This window comes from Natrinema gelatinilyticum (assembly GCF_024266705.1).
Lineage (GTDB): Archaea > Halobacteriota > Halobacteria > Halobacteriales > Natrialbaceae > Natrinema > Natrinema gelatinilyticum.
On sequence record NZ_CP100756.1, the window covers coordinates 2,098,125 to 2,113,797 of the forward strand.

Consider the following 15,673-nt stretch of genomic DNA (forward strand, 5'->3'; position numbering starts at 1 on the left):
GCCTGTCCGGGGATATGCTGGATTGGAAACCGACAGGTTGCAGTATACGATCTATAACAATGGAACAAGACCCACTGACCTCGCGTATGCAACGACACAGGGACGACATGAGCGTGGTCGTTCCCGGGATCGGCGCGCCGAGTACCGTCGCCTGTCTCCGCTCGCTTCGACCACGCGGCATCCGAACGATTGTCGGCTCCGAGTCGCGGTCGACCCCGGCGGCCACGTCGGCGTATCGCGACGAATTCGTCGGCCTTCCGGACCCGGCGACGGATCTTCCCGGCTACGGAGACGCCTTGCTCTCGCTCGCCGAACGTCCGGACGTCGTGACGATCATCCCCGTTCGGGAGGAAGACGTCTACGTCCTTGCGGATCGAAAAGACGCGTTCGCTGACGAAATTGCGACTCTCTGGCCGGATTTCGACACGCTTCGACGCGTCCAGGACCGCATCGACCTCTTCGACGCGGCCGACGCAGCCGACGTCGCGGCCCCCGAGACCGAACGCCTCGACGAATGGGACGACTGGGATCAGGAGACGATCGTCAAACCCCGCTACACCGTGGCCGCCCCCGAGTATCTCGGCCCGACGTTCGACTGCGCTGAGATCGGCTCCACCGAGTACCAGCGCCCCGGATCTCGACCGGATACGGCGGCGGAAATCGAGAAACGTGGTCACATTCCGCTCGTCCAAGAACGGATCGCAGACCTGCGAGAGTTCGGCTTCTTCGCGCTCTACGATCACGGCGACCCCGTTGCGACCTTCCAGCACTGTCAGCGTCGGGGATGGGAGTATTGCGGCGGTCCGAGCGCATACCGAGAGTCGGTCCACATCCCGGAACTCGAATCCGCCGGTCGCGCGCTGCTCGACGAACTCGAGTGGCACGGCCTCGCGATGGTCGAGTTCCTCCGCGACCCCACGGACGGCGAGTTCAAGCTGATGGAGATAAACCCGCGCTTCTGGTCGTCGCTGCCGTTTTCCGTCCGAGTAGGTGCTGACTTCCCCTACTATTACTGGAAACTCGCGAACGACGAGTCGATTACGTCAACCCCGACGTACGAGGTCGGCATCGGCGGCCACCTCCTCCGTGGTGAACTCAGTTACCTCCACAGCGTGGCGACCAAAGAGTATCCGCTTGTGGATCGTCCCCCGCTTTCCGGAGCCATCCGCGAGGTCGCGGCGTCGATTCTCCGCCATCCCCGGTTCGATTACGCGGTCGGCGACGATCCGGTGCCGTTCTTCCAGGACAGCGTGAATCTCGTGCGGGCGTGGCTGAATAGTCACGCCGACTCGGATCGGCCGGCCGGCGCGACAACGGAGGCGATGGCCGAAACCGGACGTCCGGACGACGGACGCGCGGAATCAACCGAAACGAGCGAAACGAGCCCGTCCGTCGACGGTGACTCGACGCGCTCGGTTCAGACTGACGGCGGCTCGCAATCCCACTCACGACGGTCCTGACAGAGCCACGCCGAAGCGCTCCGGCCGAATCGCCCGCAACCGCCAACGCTTATCGGACTTCGCCCCCAGCTACGCAGTATGACTCGAGGTGGACCCAGTGGTCAGTAGCGAGGATGTCGGTCAACTAGTGATCGTCGTCGTCGGTGCGCTCGTGTTCGCAGCCATCGGTATCGTCCTGTTCGTCATCCTTCCGTCGACGCTGGCACAGCTGCTGGGCGTGGTCCTCGCACTCGGAACCGCTCTCGTCGGTATGCGTCTGGCGGGCAACGTCGCCAGATCGATATTCCCGGGCTACGACGTCGCCGAAGTGGCCGTCGAAGGCCCGATTGCCCGCGACGGCGGTGGCGGTCGATTTCCGTCCACTCCAGGGACGACGCCGGCCGACGATATCGTCGAACAGATCGATCGCGCGAACGACGACGATAACGCACAGGCGCTTCTCCTGAAGCTGAACACGCCAGGGGGCGAGGTCGTGCCGAGCGACGATATCCGGCTCGCGGCAATGCGATTCGACGGCCCGACGATCGCCTACGCGACCGACGTCTGTGCCAGCGGCGGCTACTGGATCGCCAGCGGCTGTGACGAACTCTGGGCCCGCGAGGGGAGCATCGTCGGGTCCATCGGCGTTATCGGCTCGCGGATCAACGCGAGCGACTTCGCCGAGAAGGTCGGCCTCTCCTACGAGCGGTTCGCCGCCGGCGAGTACAAAGACGCCGGCACCGCACTCAAGGAAATCGACGAGGACGAACGCGCGTACCTCCAGGGGCTGATCGACGACTACTACGACACCTTCATCGAGCGCGTCAGCGATGGGCGAGACCTCGAGCCCGAATTCATCCGAGACACCGAGGCACGGATCTACCTCGGCGAGCAGGCCTTCGACCTCGACCTCGTCGATCGCCTCGGCACTCGCCGAGACATAGAGGGCGAGTTGGCCGACCGTCTCGACGTCGACGAGGTATCGGTCGAGAAATTCGAACCGAAGCGTCCGCTGATGGCTCGCGTCGGTGCCGGCGCTCAGACGGTCGCGTACGCCTTCGGTGCCGGAATCGCGGGCTTCGCCGACGAGCGCGGGTTCCGGCTGCGGAGCTGAGTCGACTGCCACTCGTGCGCGAACCGATATAGCGGTCGAACCGGCCGCCGACCTCCACGGCACCGACCGACGGAGCGTCCGCGATCGATTCGAGCGCCGGACCGGCGCCGGCTTGATGCTCGACGGTCCCGTCGCGATCGATGTGATCGCGGTGCTGGACACGGCCACGGGGGTAGTCGAACGAGTAAGTGGTTTTATCGTTACACGGAATGCAACAGCTATCGTGACTACGCTGGTCGTCTGCCTTGATCGGACCGACGACGTCGGCCGCAAGACCGGCCTCCGCTCGCCCGTCGTCGGTTGGGAGGCAGTTCGCGCGCTCGTGACCGATGTCGGCCTCGCAGATCCGGAGGACTCGGGGGTCAACACCCTGCTCGAGTCGCTCCGCGTCGCACAGAACCTGCGCGACGAGAACGAGGAAGTCGTCGTCGCGGTCGTCTCTGGAGACCACGATTCGATGGTATCGGCCGATCGAGCGGTCGCCGAGCAACTGGACGGACTCCTCGCCGACTACGAACCCGATTCGGCGGTCGTCGTGACAGATAGCGCGGATGACGAGCGGCTGATCCCGATCGTGGAGAGCCGCGTTCGGGTCGATTCCGTCGACCGGGTCGTCGTCCGCCAGGCCCGCGACATAGAGTCGACGTATTATCTGCTCAAGCAGTTCCTGGCCGACGAGGAGCTCCGCCAGACGGTGCTGGTCCCGATCGGGTTGACACTGCTGGTCTTCCCGCTGCTCGCGACCATCTCCGGCCCTGCGGAGGGTGCGGCCGCGATCACGACCGTCATCGGACTCTTCTTGCTTTACAAGGGGTTCAACATCGACGAGCGGCTGACCAGACTCGCTCATCAGACGCGGGAGTCGCTTTACTCCGGCCAGGTGTCGGTCGTCACCTACGTGGTCGCGGCCGGACTGACCTTCGTCGGCCTGTTCGTCGGCGCACTCGGCGTGTCGAACCTCGGTGAAACGCCGGGTGTGGTGATCCCCGCGACGCAGTTCGCCTTCGATAGCATCCCCTGGCTCGCAATGGCCGCACTGACCGCAAGCGTCGGTCGATTACTCGACGAGGCGATCGGCGAGGAACCGATCCGCAGTTCGTTTCTCAACCTGCCGTTCATCGTCGTCGCGGTTAGTCTAGTCGTCCGCGGGTTCTCTGCGTACTTCCTCGAGCAACAGGACGTGGTCGATTCGTTCGTCGTCCCGGCGGCGGAACTCGGGGTTCTCTCGAACGAACGGTTCGTGATGGGTGCCGGCGAACGGCTCGCGCTGTTCGTCGTTACTGCGATCGTGGTGAGCCTCATCGGCGCGCAGGTCGCGTCGGTCGTCTCCGGCTCCGGTGACGGCGGCTCCGACGCGGAACGTACTGACAGCAGTGACGGATCCGATGGGGCGGTCGAGCGTGACTCGACGACCGATGCGACCTCCGACCGTGAGGACAGGTCGCTATCGGATCGAGCGGACCCCGAACTCACCGACGGTGGCGCTGACGCGAACGCAGACCCGTACTCGTTGAACGACCGTGACCGGTGACTCGTCCCTGGATCGCTTGGGGCTCAGGTCAGATCGTCCCGTCTCCGAACTCGGTATCCATTTACCCGTTCCTCTTCACTACCGACTATGAGCGATGCAGACGGTGCGTGGATGAGCCTCTTTTCCGGCGGCAAGGACTCGGCGTGGGCGCTGTATCGAGCCATTGAACGCGGGCTACCGGTCGAACGGCTGGTTACTGTCCATCCCGAGGGTGACTCGTACATGTATCACGTCCCGGCGACGGACCTCACCGCGCTCGCGGCCGAGAGCATCGGTATCGAATTGATCGACGTCGAACCCGAGGACTTCGGAGCCGAGGTCGCCGTCGACTCGAGTAGCCAGGGCGACGATGAACTCGAGCCCCTGGAGGCCGCCCTCGCCGATCTCGACCGCGAACTGCCGGGCGGCGTTGCTGGCGTCACGGCGGGTGCCGTCGAGAGCGAGTACCAGACCAGCCGCATTCGCGGGATGTGCGACCGCCTCGGCTGTGAACTCTTCGCCCCGCTCTGGCAGCAGGATCCCCGGGGGCTGGCCGACGCGATGCTCGAGGCCGGCTTCGAGATCACGATCGTTCAGGTCGCAGCCCACGGATTGGACGAATCGTGGCTGGGCCGCACGCTCGACCGCGAGGCAATCGCCGACCTCGAGGCGCTCAACGAGGAGTACGGCGTCCACATCCTGGGTGAGGGTGGCGGGTTCGAGACGTTTGTGGTGGACGGGCCGCACATGGATCGGCGGATCGATCTCGAGTACGAGACCGAGTGGGACGGGACGCGGGGGCGGGTGCGGATCACGGACGCTCGGCTCGAGTGACGGGCCGCGAACGGACGCAGTGAGAGAGCGGCTTTTTGGTCCAGATTCACGTTGCGTCTTCCCGGCGACGATTTTCGCATGATCGAGAACGACCGCGAGCTGTTGGTTCGGGAGCTGCACGAACGCTACCACATCGACCGCGAACTCGAGGACCTGTCGTCGGAACTGGCCGAGGCCGCGAGCGACGAGGCGCTCGAGGAGTTTTGCATGGCCCACGGCGAGCGAACGACGGAGCAGGTGGTGCGGCTCAAACCGATCTTCGACGCGACCGAGGCCGAACCCCCACTGGTCGAGAACCCAGTTCTCGAGGGATTGCGGACGGACCGCGAGGACATCGTGGGGGACCTTCGGGAGCCGGTACTCGGCGACCTCGTCGAGACGGAACTGGGACGGGGAATCGAACGGCTGGAAATAACGAAACTCGAGACCCTGCTCGCACTCACCGACCGGATCGACTTCCCGAGCGAGGTCACCGATCCGCTGGAGCAGACCAGGGCGGATGCCGAAACCGGTCTCGAGCAGGTCCGGGAACTGACCGCCGTGTGAGCTGGCGGTTCGCGGCGGACCTGACGACCGGCCGACGGTCGCTGTCATTCACACGTGACGGACGGCATCGAGAACCGCGTCGCGTTCGGACGGGTCGGTAGCCGTCCACCACGCAACCCGGTCGAGTTCGAGCGGGCTGAACCCCGAGGCGAACGCCAGCCACTCGGCGGAGGCGATCGTCCGCAGACCCGTCGTCGTCTCGATCGGTGACTCTTCCAGGTCGTCGTCGACCGCCGTAAGCAGTCGCTCGATCGTCGGATCCGGCGTGACGGTTGCGACGCCGGCCAGCTGGCGGAGATACTGAAACGTCGCCGGGCCGATGCCCGAGATTGCCCCGATGGAGTCCTCGTCGTAGCCGTAGGGGTCGGCCGTTTGTGCCCAGTCGCTCAGCGCGGTGAGATCGTCGTCGGCCGATCGGTCTGTGAGAACGCGTGCGGTCCTACAGAGGACACGTCGCTTGCGTTGCGCACCGAAGGCAGCCACGAGGTCGTCGTCTTCGACGTCGATGGCCGCCATCTCACTGAAGGACGTGACTCGATCGGGTACGACGAAGGCGTCACGAAATCGCTCGACGGCTGGCCTGATTCCGTCGATGAAGCGCTGACCGGTCGTCGCGGCGGCAGCCTCGGCGACGAGCAACACCGGATCGTCCCCCGTCCAGCGACGATACGCGAGGAAGTCTCCGGCGAGTTCCTCGTATGGGACGTCCTCGGCGTACGGCTCGAGGACCGCTCGAACCGTCTCGTCAGGTTGCATGACCGTTGTCCCCACGTATCACACGGCGGACTCATATCTGTATCGACTGGTTCGAGTGAACCGATGACGACTGGACTCGACCGGGGTCACTCGTCCGTACCGTTCGTAATCGTCGTGTGCGCCCCGATGAGCGCCCCGGCGAGGTCGAGGTCTTCGATGTGGGTCCCCTGGTCGATGATCGAGCGGCGGATGTCGCCGTTCTCGACCACCGCGTCCGGAAATATGACTGTGTGTTCGAGGGTCGTCTCTTCGAGCGTGACGTCGTCCATGACGTGGACGTTCTCACCGATAGTCGCGTCTTCGAGGGAGGCCGACTCGGCGACCAGCGACTCACCGTTCAAGTGCCAGGCAACGGCGTCGAGATAACTCTCTGGGGTACCAATGTCGAACCACGCACCTTCGAACGTGTAGGCGTAGGTCGCCTCGCGGTTCTGGAGCCACTGGACGAACCAGCCGGGTTCGTCGGGATTGTGGCCGTCCTCGAGATAGGTCGGAAGCAAGTCGAGCGAATCCTGTGGGAACGCATAGCAGGCAATCGAAACGAGCGTGCTCTTCGGATCGTCGGGTTTTTCTTGGAAATCGATGACGCGGTCGCCCTCGATATCGACCAGGCCGTAGGATTTGGCCTTTTCGCGGGAGCCGACATCGTAGGCGGCGAGTGTGGGCGCGTCGTGGTCCTCGAAGTAGTCGAGGAACTCCGAGACGGCGAAACTGATCAGGTTGTCGCCGGCGATGACCAGCAGATCATCGTCGACGTTCTCGCGGTCGATCAACTGGGCGAGCGCCCCGACGACACCGAATTTATCCTCTTCTTCCGTCGTGTCCTCGACCGAAAGCTTCGGTTTGTCGAAGTCGCTGTTGGCCAGGTGTGCCTCGAAGTCGGGGGCGAACCGCTCGTTCGTACTCACGTAGACAGCGTCAATCCGGTCGTCCGCTTCCAGGTCCGCGAAGATCCGATCGATGACGGTCGATTCACCGATTGGGAGAAACATCTTGGGCCGGTGCTTGGTAATCGGCCACATTCGCGTCGCGTACCCGCCTGCAAGAACGACGGCCTTCATGCCCCGGTGTTCTCCAGCAGGGGCTAAGTTACTTGTCCTTCTTCGAGATCCGCGACCGTTGCCCGCCCAACTCGAGACGCGGTCGCCCGGTGTGTCGCGACGATGGTCGAGATTCCGACTGCGGTACCGGTTCGCGGGAATCGCCGGACGAGTGCGGCGATTCCGCTCGGACGATGGCCAATAGTATATACCCGAGAGGGCCGTGAGCCAACGTATGCGAGAGGCCGACGAAACGACGCGACAGCGCCTCGCCGACGCCCTCCGCGACGAACCGGCGACGCCGAGCGAACTGGCTGTACTGCTCGATCTGACCCCCCACGCCGCAGTCCGCCACGTCGAACACGTCTCCCGCTCGGTCGACGGAACCGACGAGCAACTCCTCGTCGCACCTCCCACGTGTCGGGACTGCGGTTTCGACGACTACGACGATCTGTTGAACCTCCCCTCGCGGTGTCCCAAGTGCAAGAGCGAGTCGATCGACGAGCCGATCTTCACGATCGAGTGATCTCGATCGACAGTCATCGACTATCGACTGTACGCAGCGAATATAGATTCTGAACCGGATTCGACACTAATATTTAGGCTGCAGGCGAGACCCCGATACGAACCCTCGAACGAGCGCCGTTCCGTCCCATCGGTAGCACGTCGGGCCCGTTCTCCATTACGGCCGTTCGCGCGAGGACCACTGAGTATACATGACTTACACCCCCCACTCGGACCTCGACGTCGTCGAGTTCGTACAGCAGATGCTCGACTGGCTCGACGAGGACGACGTGTCGGCCGAGGCGATGACCGACGCGTTCTCACTGCTGGCAGACCGGCGCCGACGCCTTCTACTCGAGGTCATGCGCACCTACGAGGAGGAGCTAACGCTCCCGGATGCGGCAGAGGAAGTCGCTGTCCGCGAAACGGGCGACATCGTGACCGATATCCCGGCCGAACAAGTTACGGAAGTGTATCTCTCGCTGTACCACGATCACCTCCCGCGGCTGGTCGACGCGGGTCTGCTCGAGTACGATCAGGAACGAGATCTGGTCGCTCCGGCCGCCGTCTAGAACTCGACGTTCGACGTCGACGTCCGGTCGAGCGTCCTGCCTTCTCTCTCACCGAGGCCGACGAACTTGTAGTCCTCGTCGGTCAGATAGACGTCGCTATCAGCGATCTCTATCTCGAGTTCGGTGAGATACGCACCCTCATACGGTCTGCTGTAACGATGTACCGGTGCAACCGCAGGGCGGTCGCGGTTGCACCGGCAATGACTTACCCCTATGCGCTGACCGCCAAATCGGCCGTAGCTGCCGCCGAACGCGTCCTCAAACGCGGAGATCGGATTCCGGTGGGGTTCCAGACTCCCTCGTCGGCGTTTGGGATTGAGTTTGCACTCGAACGGCCCGGAATCGAGCGCGAACCGACCGCGACACCGACCGATTCGGACGAGCGAAGCAGGACAACGGTCGAAGTAGACGATTGACGGATCCTGGTCGCCGCGGTAGCCGTGCGAGCCCTGGAATCGGCATATTTCACTCGCGTGAAAACACGCCACTCGAGCCAGCGCCACGCGTGTAACTCACCCATCGTTCCGCGACAACCAGGAAAACGTACCGACGTAGTGGATCGCAGACCGCGATTTCGATTCCGTACGGTTTCAGCGGCTTTCGTCACTCCGCGCCGAGCGTTCGACGACGGACCCATTCGAGAGAGAGCGCGCCTCCGGCGAGGGCTGTCCCAGTGGTGAAGCCAGGTGTTCCCTCAGAGGTGCCAGGGTCGGTTTCGCTCGACGTATCGGAATCGCCACCGGTGTCGTCCGAGCTCCCGTCTCTGTTACTGGAGTCGGTTTCGGAACCGTCGTCGCCGCCGGCCGTTTCGTCGTCCGCAGCGGTTTCGTTGCCGGAGCCGTCGTCCCCGCTGGCGGTTTCGTTGCCGGAATCGTCGCTGCCAGACGCCGAACCCCCGCCGTCCGATTCGGTGCCGTTTTCGTCAGAATCGGCTTTCGCATCCGACTCGAGATTTTCTCGCGGCGTCTCGTTGGTCACCTCAGCCGATGCGAGTAGCGGTACAGGATGGCCAGGGTTCATCGCATCCTCAACGTCCTCGAACATGTCGAGCTGGAGCGCAGACGTGGTCCGATAGATGTCGCCCACTCGGGACTCGTTGTTTTCTACGATCACAGTCGTGCTTCCGCCGGGCGAGATTGTGACGGTGTTGTTTTCGGCCGCTAACGGAATATGACTGAGGCGGCCATCGACGGGTCTCTCGTTCCCATTTGCCAGTTCATACTCGACCAGCCCATTTTCTTCGTCGTACCTGAGTGCCTCGATTGTGATCTTCCCAGGATGTGGGTTTTCTTGGCCGAGATCCGTTGGGAAACCTGCAAAGTCGTGGGCGTACGTAGTTCCGTCTTTCGTCAGGGTAATTTCTCCAGCGGCGCTCGAAGTCACGCTAACCGTCACGTTCTTCGCTGAATTCGCATCGACCGTAACAGTCGTCTCGGTCCCCGATTCATTGGTGTACGTTAACGTGACTGGCTGGTCGCCATCGTTCGTCACTTCGAAGATAGCGATGTCGTCGTAGTAATCGACACCGTGACTCGTAGCGGAGACGTCTTCCGGCGACACGGTGGAACTATCGCCCGCTGCCATCGCTGCCCCACCTGCGATGACTGACAAAATGACAATTGTTACCATTGCACCACCCCCAACTCGTTTTGGACCGATCATGGACAGTGTGGCTTCGGAGACGCCCACTACTTGTTATAATCCTCTGTCTAAGCCGTTTGAAATTCCTCACAGGTTCCGGGAACCTCATTCCGGTTCGTTTCATTACGCAAATCCGTAATTTGATGTTCCCGATACGGGATCGCACAACCCGGTGGTTGGAGAACGCTATGACCGAAAACAACGCATTTCCTTCTCCGGATGAGACGGTTCGTTGGCCCCGTCGCAACAATTGCGTAGGGAGAAATCGACGTGGATCCCCCCATTTTGCGTTACATTCGAGTGGAGTGTCCGACCACGTTCGTAGCCACTACCGTCGTACTTCGGAACGCCAATGTACAGGTGAAAATTTCCTCGACCGAAATCCGTCGGACCGGTAGCTGAGAATCTGACCGATGGCTCACCGGGTTCAGGCCGCCTCGAGGATCGCGAGTGCCCAGTCACGGTCGGAACGCTCGAGGCAGCCTCTGTAACGACCGATATTGTTTCTATCCCGATTGCTGCAGAGCCGGCGAATACGGGCAGTACACTCTTTCGTATCCGGAGAAAGGTGGTGGGCCACCGACCTACTGATAACAGGATTCCTCGACTTGCTCGCTGTACAGCCGTGCGAGTCGTTCTGTGACGAGGCCGCCACCGATCGGCTCATCATCGAGTGTCTCGATCGGCCGTACTTCCCAGGTACGGTTCGTGAGAAATGCTTCGTCGGCTTCCATGAGGTCGTTCGGTTCGTACCGACCCTCGTGGACCGGAATGCCAGCCTCGCGGGCGAGTTCGAGTACTATAGCTCGTGTGATACCCGGCAGGACCGGACCGTCGGTCGTCGGCGTGTGGATGGTCCCGTCACGGACGAACCACAGGTTGCTCGTCGCGCCCTCCGCGAGTCGGCCGTCGAAATCGCACATGAGCGCCTCGTCCGCATGTGGATCTAGTTCCGCGCGCGCGAGGATCCCATTCAGATAGTTGTGGGTCTTCGCCGCGGCCGGAATCGATTCGTCGGGAATTCGGCGGGTCTCGACCACTTCGACCGCCGCTGGGCCGTCCCAGACGGGTTCTCCCTCGAGGCCGCCGCGGGGAAGTGGGGTCACGTATACGACGACGGTCGGGTCGACTGTGGGCTGGGGCGTGAGTTTTCCCGGCTGGACCCCGCGGGAGATCGAGAGACGAACGTATGCGTCCGCCAGATCGTTCGCGGCGAGCGTCTCGTCGATCCGCGTTCGTAGCTCGTCGGCCGACACTCCGTGGTCGAGCGACAGTATCGTACAGGTCTGCTCGAGGCGCTCGAGGTGTGCTTGCCATCCAAAGACCGTCCCGCCGTACGCGCGAAGGGTCTCGAACGCGGCGTCACCGTAGCGAAATCCCCGATCATCGACGCTGACGGTCGCTTCGTCGGCAGGTACGAGGTCGCCGTCGACGTGATAGGACATCTCGTCACTCATCGGTGACCACCTCGTTTGGCTCGACCGACGCGGCGAACCGACAGAAGTTCGCTATCATTCGCTTGCCGAGCGCCAGCGAAATCTGCTCTCCGTTGTGGTTCCCGTCCGTCTCGCCCGGATCGTCAGCACCCACACCCGGCACAATCCGGTCGTCGTGGGCTCCGGCCGTCGCTTTCGGTTGCGCTCGTGTGAGAATGCTCTCGGGGTGGAATTGCACCCCGACATGGGGCTTTTCTCGGTGGCGAACTGCCATTAAGACGCTGCGACCATCGGTCGTGCAGGCGGTTTCCTCGAGCGTGGCCGGCAGATCCGCCCGCTCGACCGAGAGCGAGTGATAGCGACCGACCCGAACCGTCGTCGGAAGCCCGTTAAAGATCCCGTCGCCGTCGTGGCTGATCGTCGACGGTTTCCCGTGGACTACTTCGGGCGCGTGGACGACCGGGGCGCCGTGCGCCGCACACAGCGCCTGGTGACCGAGACAGACACCCAGAATGGGGTAGTCAGTCACGTCGAACAACGGGATCGAGATGCCGGCGTCCCGTGGCGTTCCCGGTCCCGGCGAGACGACAATCCCGGTCGGCTGGAAGTCGCGAACTCCTTCGAGGTCGATCTCGTCGTTGCGGCGAACGACGACCTCGTCTGCGATCTCTCCGACGTACTGGACGAGATTGTACGCGAACGAATCGTAGTTGTCGACGATGAGCATTCGCGTCGTTTCAGTCACCTGCCTTACCTCCATTGGCCCGTTCTGTGGGGGTCTCGCCGTCCGAGTCAAGCGCGAGTTCGGCTCGTTCACCGAGTGCCTCGTCGACCGCCGTGATGAGCGCGCGGGCCTTGTCGAGGGTCTCGTCGTACTCGCAGACCGGCTCCGAGTCGTGGACGATGCCAGCTCCGACTCGGAGGTGGTACTCGTCGCTGTGGCGAACCAGCGTCCGAATGACGATGTTCAACGTGGCTCGGCCGTCGAAGCCGAAGATTCCGACGCTACCCGTGTAGGGGCCGCGGCGGGTCGTCTCGAGCCGATCGATGATCTCCATGGTTCGCGGTTTCGGAGCCCCGGTGATCGTCCCGCCCGGAAAGACCGCCGCGACGGCAGCGGCAAGGGATTCGTCGGGGCGGAGTCGGCCCGTCACGTTCGAGACGAGATGCATCACCTCGGCGTAGCGGTCGATCCGGCGGTATTCCGAAACGTCGACGGACCCGTACTCGCAGACCTTCCCAAGGTCGTTTCGCTCCAAATCGACCAGCATCGCGTGTTCCGCGCGCTCTTTCTCGTCGGTCAGCAGGTCCACTTCGAGAGCTGCGTCTTCCGCGGGCGTCTCACCGCGCGGTCGCGTTCCAGCGATGGGTTCCGTGCGGACGAAGTCGCCGTCCCGTTCGAGTAGGAGTTCTGGACTCGCACTTACCAGATCGGCTGCTCGAAATTCGAGGAGGCAAGAGTAGGGAGCCGGGTTAACCCGCCGTAAGGCGTCGTACGCCGCGACGGGGTGGACCGCGGCCGGTGCGACCAGCCGCTGGGAGATGTTCGTCTGAAAGGTGTCGCCGTCGCGAACGTACTCTTTGACTTGTCGCACGCGGTCAGCGAACTGTTCGCGGCCGCAGTCGCTTTCGAACGTCGCTTCTGGGGTCGACACGGCCGGATTGCCGATTCCAGAATCGCCGTCGTTGACCGCCCCGGCGAGGTCGAGCGCACGGGACCGCCCGCGCTCGTAGGCGGCTTCGATCGCGGTATCCGAAGGTCCATCGCCGGCACGGGCGCTGCAATCGATCCTCGGACAGGCTGTTATTCGAAGCGTCACGTCACCGTCCGTCGGCCCCTCCCAGGTGGCGAGGCGATCGTAGACTGCCGCTTCGAGGTGTGGGAGGGATCGGTCGTCGACGGACGAGTCGGGTAACTCCTCAAGCTCACGGGCGACGTCGTAGGAGAGCCAGCCGACGGCACCGCAGGGGTACGGCACGTCGCAATCCCCGCGGATCAGTCGACCGGTGGCCAGGAGCCCCTCGAGTGCGTCGAGCGTCGGCGATCGAGTACCGTCTTTCGACCGCGACGTTGCACCGTCGCTGACGGTGAGTCGATCGACTGGATCGACGCCGAAGTAGCCCCACCCGGGCTGGCCGCCGGTCGTTTCGAGGAAGGCGGACCCGTCGCCGTCGCGCGCTCGACGGTACGCGAGAAATGGGTCGTCGACGGTCACGCGCGCCTCGACGGGGATGCGAACGCCGGTGTGTGTCGTCGATTCGTCGCGGTCCGCGGCCGGCACGCGGCTGTCACGAGCGGCGGCGCGAAACGAGTTGAGCGTCGTGACGACGCGCGGATCGCTCATATCTCCGGGAAGGTGACGGGCAGGTAATCATTTTGCGATTTCGGATTCGTAGAAACCGGTGTGTAGATGGGCGATTGCGAGCGGTGATCCGATCGTGACGAGACGAAGAGGTGTTGCAATCGCCGACTCGGGACGGGGTTCGACCGGGTCGAGACCAGCTCCTTACCTGACTTCGGCGCGATCGATCCAGCCCTGAATACGCGTTTCCGAGATGTCCGTCTGATCGGCCAGTTCTGCTGCATCAGCGTCGGCGAGTTCGCCGACGGTCTCGACGCCTGCGCCGGTGAGGCGGTCGGCGTAGGCCGGGCCGATACCCTTGATCGAGTCGACCGGCTCCTGGTTTGTCGATTCGGCTTCGGCCGGTTCCTCGGTTTCGGCTTCGGTCGGTTCCTCAGCTTCGGCTTCGGTCGGTTCCTCGGTTTCGGCTTCGGTCGGTTCCTCAGCTTCGGCTTCGGTCGGTTCCTCAGTTTCTGAATCAGTCGCGTCACCGCCGGTCGGCTCTGCTGGAGCGTCAGACTCGCTTTCGTCGTCCTCGAATGGAGTTTCGGCTTCCGTCGCTGCATTCGTGTCGGGTTCAGTCTCCTGAACGGGCGACTCTCCCTCAGAGAGATCCGGCGTTTTCTCGGTCGTCGGAGCGCCGGCTTCCGACTCCGGACCCGCCGCTTCCGACGGTTCAGCGCCCTCCTCCGGGGCGTCCGTCGGCTCAGTCAGCGACTCCGTCGAGCCCGCTGCGCTGGTTCCGGCTGCTGCCGACTGCGGCGACTCCGCGGTCCTCGTGTCTCTCGTTTCGTCCCGATCAGCGCCGACGTTCGCTCCACTTCCGTCGTCCGTCGACCCTTCTCGCTCGACCGTTACCCCAACCTCTCGAGCGCCCCCGCGCTCCGAGTCCGACCCGTCGAACCCAAATAGGGACTTCAGTTTTTGGAGGATTGCCATTATCCCGATGTAGTCGTCTCCGACACTTAAATTCGCCTGATACTGTCAAAGAAGACATGTTCGGTGGCCGCCTCACAGCCGCGACCGAAGCGCGTCGTTCATGACCGCGACCGGTGCCTCCCGCCCGGTCCAGATTTCGAACGCCTCGACCCCCTGATAGAGCAGCATCCACGCCCCGTCGACGGTCGTCGCTCCTGCGTCCGCGGCGTCGCGCAGCAACCGCGTCTCGAGCGGTCGGTAGACGGCGTCCAGAACGGCAAGGTCGCCGTGGAGGGCGTCCGCAGGGACGGGCGAGATGTCGGTTTCCATCCCGACACTCGTCGCGTTGACGACCACGTCGGCGTTCGCCACCAGTTGGCCGAGTTCCGCGAGGCCGTCGCCCGTCGCTCCAGGCACTTCCTCGGCCAGGCTGTGCGCTTTCGGCTCGGTCCGGTTAGCGATCGCGACGGTCGCCCCGGCGTCGGCGAGACCGAAGGCGATCGCACGACCGGCACCGCCGGCACCGACGACGACCGCCCGCACCCCCTCAAGGGTAACCTCGTGATCGCGCAGCGCGCGTAGTGCGCCGACGGCGTCGGTATTGTATCCCGTCGGCGGTCCGGATCCCGAGAAATCGATCGTATTGACCGCGCCGATCCGAGTCGCCAGGTCGTCGGGCGTGACGACCTCGAGGGTGGCCTGCTTGAACGGAATTGTCACGTTGAGCCCCGCGATTCCGAGCGCGTCGGCACCACGAATCGCGTCTCCGAGCCCCGTCCGATCGGGCTCGAAGGTCACGTAGCGGGCTTCCATTCCGAGTTCGTCGTAGGCGGCCTCGTGCATCGGCGGCGACAGCGAGTGGCCCACGGGGTTGCCGAGCAGACCGTATACGTCCATAGCCATCGTTTGCTCACACTCCGGGCGGCGAGACTATAATCGGTCTGGCTCGAGTGGCAACGTCACGAATACAACGCACTCTCGCCCGCCGGGATGCCTCGATCCGGAACCTCGTACGGTCAAC

The 15,673-nt window shown here is 63.5% G+C and carries 16 protein-coding genes; 8 read left to right on the forward strand and 8 right to left on the reverse strand.

Annotation, left to right across the window (positions count from 1 at the left end):
- Window positions 1-86: 86 nt before the first annotated feature.
- The 5 genes from NJU76_RS10230 (at window position 87) to NJU76_RS10250 (ending at window position 5,443) form a co-directional block, all read left to right on the forward strand.
- Window positions 87-1,460 (forward strand): carboxylate--amine ligase, encoded by a 1,374-nt coding sequence (locus tag NJU76_RS10230; RefSeq protein ID WP_254528151.1) that lies wholly within the window; start codon window positions 87-89, stop codon window positions 1,458-1,460.
- A gap of 97 nt (window positions 1,461-1,557) precedes the next feature.
- Window positions 1,558-2,553: a signal peptide peptidase SppA gene (gene sppA, locus NJU76_RS10235; RefSeq protein WP_254528153.1), complete on the forward strand. Its 996-nt coding sequence runs from the start codon at window positions 1,558-1,560 to the stop codon at window positions 2,551-2,553.
- Between the two features lie 223 nt (window positions 2,554-2,776).
- A complete protein-coding gene (locus tag NJU76_RS10240) occupies window positions 2,777-4,084 on the forward strand; it encodes a DUF373 family protein (RefSeq protein ID WP_254528154.1) in 1,308 nt (435 codons plus the stop codon).
- Window positions 4,085-4,171: 87 nt separating this feature from the next.
- Window positions 4,172-4,897 carry a diphthine--ammonia ligase gene (locus NJU76_RS10245; RefSeq protein WP_254528155.1) on the forward strand — a complete coding sequence of 242 codons (726 nt, stop codon included), beginning with the start codon at window positions 4,172-4,174 and terminating at the stop codon, window positions 4,895-4,897.
- A gap of 78 nt (window positions 4,898-4,975) precedes the next feature.
- Complete coding sequence (locus NJU76_RS10250; protein WP_254528157.1) at window positions 4,976-5,443, forward strand: DUF892 family protein; 468 nt, start codon at window positions 4,976-4,978, stop codon at window positions 5,441-5,443.
- A 48-nt stretch (window positions 5,444-5,491) separates the two neighbouring features.
- On the opposite strand, the gene NJU76_RS10255 is transcribed toward NJU76_RS10250, so the two are convergent.
- Entirely contained in the window at window positions 5,492-6,199 is a 708-nt protein-coding gene (locus NJU76_RS10255; RefSeq protein ID WP_254528159.1) for a hypothetical protein, read from the reverse strand.
- Window positions 6,200-6,285: 86 nt separating this feature from the next.
- Window positions 6,286-7,260: a nucleotidyltransferase family protein gene (locus NJU76_RS10260; RefSeq protein ID WP_254528161.1), complete on the reverse strand. Its 975-nt coding sequence runs from the start codon at window positions 7,258-7,260 to the stop codon at window positions 6,286-6,288.
- Between the two features lie 214 nt (window positions 7,261-7,474).
- Between NJU76_RS10260 and NJU76_RS10265 the strand changes: the two genes are divergently transcribed.
- From NJU76_RS10265 to NJU76_RS10280, 3 genes are all read left to right on the forward strand, one after another.
- Window positions 7,475-7,765: a transcriptional regulator gene (locus tag NJU76_RS10265; RefSeq protein ID WP_254528163.1), complete on the forward strand. Its 291-nt coding sequence runs from the start codon at window positions 7,475-7,477 to the stop codon at window positions 7,763-7,765.
- Window positions 7,766-7,955: 190 nt separating this feature from the next.
- A complete protein-coding gene (locus NJU76_RS10270; protein ID WP_254528165.1) occupies window positions 7,956-8,315 on the forward strand; it encodes a DUF7344 domain-containing protein in 360 nt (119 codons plus the stop codon).
- Between the two features lie 200 nt (window positions 8,316-8,515).
- Window positions 8,516-8,731, forward strand: coding sequence for a hypothetical protein (locus tag NJU76_RS10280; protein WP_340681240.1), 216 nt, complete (start codon window positions 8,516-8,518; stop codon window positions 8,729-8,731).
- 187 nt (window positions 8,732-8,918) lie between these two features.
- On the opposite strand, the gene NJU76_RS10285 is transcribed toward NJU76_RS10280, so the two are convergent.
- The 6 genes from NJU76_RS10285 to NJU76_RS10310 all read right to left on the reverse strand — a co-directional run bounded on the left by NJU76_RS10285 (window position 8,919) and on the right by NJU76_RS10310 (window position 15,549).
- Complete coding sequence (locus NJU76_RS10285; protein ID WP_254528167.1) at window positions 8,919-9,944, reverse strand: hypothetical protein; 1,026 nt, start codon at window positions 9,942-9,944, stop codon at window positions 8,919-8,921.
- Window positions 9,945-10,540: 596 nt separating this feature from the next.
- Window positions 10,541-11,413, reverse strand: coding sequence for an aminotransferase class IV (locus tag NJU76_RS10290; RefSeq protein ID WP_254528169.1), 873 nt, complete (start codon window positions 11,411-11,413; stop codon window positions 10,541-10,543).
- Window positions 11,406-12,119 (reverse strand): anthranilate synthase component II, encoded by a 714-nt coding sequence (locus tag NJU76_RS10295; protein WP_254532452.1) that lies wholly within the window; start codon window positions 12,117-12,119, stop codon window positions 11,406-11,408. The genes NJU76_RS10290 and NJU76_RS10295 overlap by 8 nt, the downstream gene beginning before the upstream one ends.
- Before the next feature lie 10 nt (window positions 12,120-12,129).
- Window positions 12,130-13,737 (reverse strand): aminodeoxychorismate synthase, component I, encoded by a 1,608-nt coding sequence (gene pabB, locus NJU76_RS10300; protein WP_254528172.1) that lies wholly within the window; start codon window positions 13,735-13,737, stop codon window positions 12,130-12,132.
- Window positions 13,738-13,899: 162 nt separating this feature from the next.
- On the reverse strand, window positions 13,900-14,673 hold the full coding sequence (locus NJU76_RS10305) for a helix-hairpin-helix domain-containing protein (protein WP_254528174.1): 774 nt from the start codon (window positions 14,671-14,673) through the stop codon (window positions 13,900-13,902).
- Window positions 14,674-14,745: 72 nt separating this feature from the next.
- Window positions 14,746-15,549, reverse strand: coding sequence for a shikimate dehydrogenase (locus NJU76_RS10310; RefSeq protein WP_254532453.1), 804 nt, complete (start codon window positions 15,547-15,549; stop codon window positions 14,746-14,748).
- Between the last annotated feature and the right edge of the window lie 124 nt (window positions 15,550-15,673).

What these genes read in the sequence shown, in the direction of transcription:
- NJU76_RS10265 (WP_254528163.1), top strand. Translation starts at nt 7,475, where the DNA reads ATGCGAGAGGCCGACGAAACGACGCGACAGCGCCTCGCCGACGCCCTC.
- NJU76_RS10290 (WP_254528169.1), bottom strand. Translation starts at nt 11,413, where the DNA reads ATGAGTGACGAGATGTCCTATCACGTCGACGGCGACCTCGTACCTGCC.
- NJU76_RS10305 (WP_254528174.1), bottom strand. Translation starts at nt 14,673, where the DNA reads ATGGCAATCCTCCAAAAACTGAAGTCCCTATTTGGGTTCGACGGGTCG.
- NJU76_RS10270 (WP_254528165.1), top strand. Translation starts at nt 7,956, where the DNA reads ATGACTTACACCCCCCACTCGGACCTCGACGTCGTCGAGTTCGTACAG.
- NJU76_RS10280 (WP_340681240.1), top strand. Translation starts at nt 8,516, where the DNA reads ATGACTTACCCCTATGCGCTGACCGCCAAATCGGCCGTAGCTGCCGCC.
- NJU76_RS10285 (WP_254528167.1), bottom strand. Translation starts at nt 9,944, where the DNA reads ATGGTAACAATTGTCATTTTGTCAGTCATCGCAGGTGGGGCAGCGATG.
- NJU76_RS10310 (WP_254532453.1), bottom strand. Translation starts at nt 15,549, where the DNA reads ATGGACGTATACGGTCTGCTCGGCAACCCCGTGGGCCACTCGCTGTCG.
- NJU76_RS10230 (WP_254528151.1), top strand. Translation starts at nt 87, where the DNA reads ATGCAACGACACAGGGACGACATGAGCGTGGTCGTTCCCGGGATCGGC.
- NJU76_RS10245 (WP_254528155.1), top strand. Translation starts at nt 4,172, where the DNA reads ATGAGCGATGCAGACGGTGCGTGGATGAGCCTCTTTTCCGGCGGCAAG.
- NJU76_RS10255 (WP_254528159.1), bottom strand. Translation starts at nt 6,199, where the DNA reads ATGCAACCTGACGAGACGGTTCGAGCGGTCCTCGAGCCGTACGCCGAG.
- pabB (WP_254528172.1), bottom strand. Translation starts at nt 13,737, where the DNA reads ATGAGCGATCCGCGCGTCGTCACGACGCTCAACTCGTTTCGCGCCGCC.
- NJU76_RS10250 (WP_254528157.1), top strand. Translation starts at nt 4,976, where the DNA reads ATGATCGAGAACGACCGCGAGCTGTTGGTTCGGGAGCTGCACGAACGC.
- NJU76_RS10260 (WP_254528161.1), bottom strand. Translation starts at nt 7,260, where the DNA reads ATGAAGGCCGTCGTTCTTGCAGGCGGGTACGCGACGCGAATGTGGCCG.
- NJU76_RS10295 (WP_254532452.1), bottom strand. Translation starts at nt 12,119, where the DNA reads ATGCTCATCGTCGACAACTACGATTCGTTCGCGTACAATCTCGTCCAG.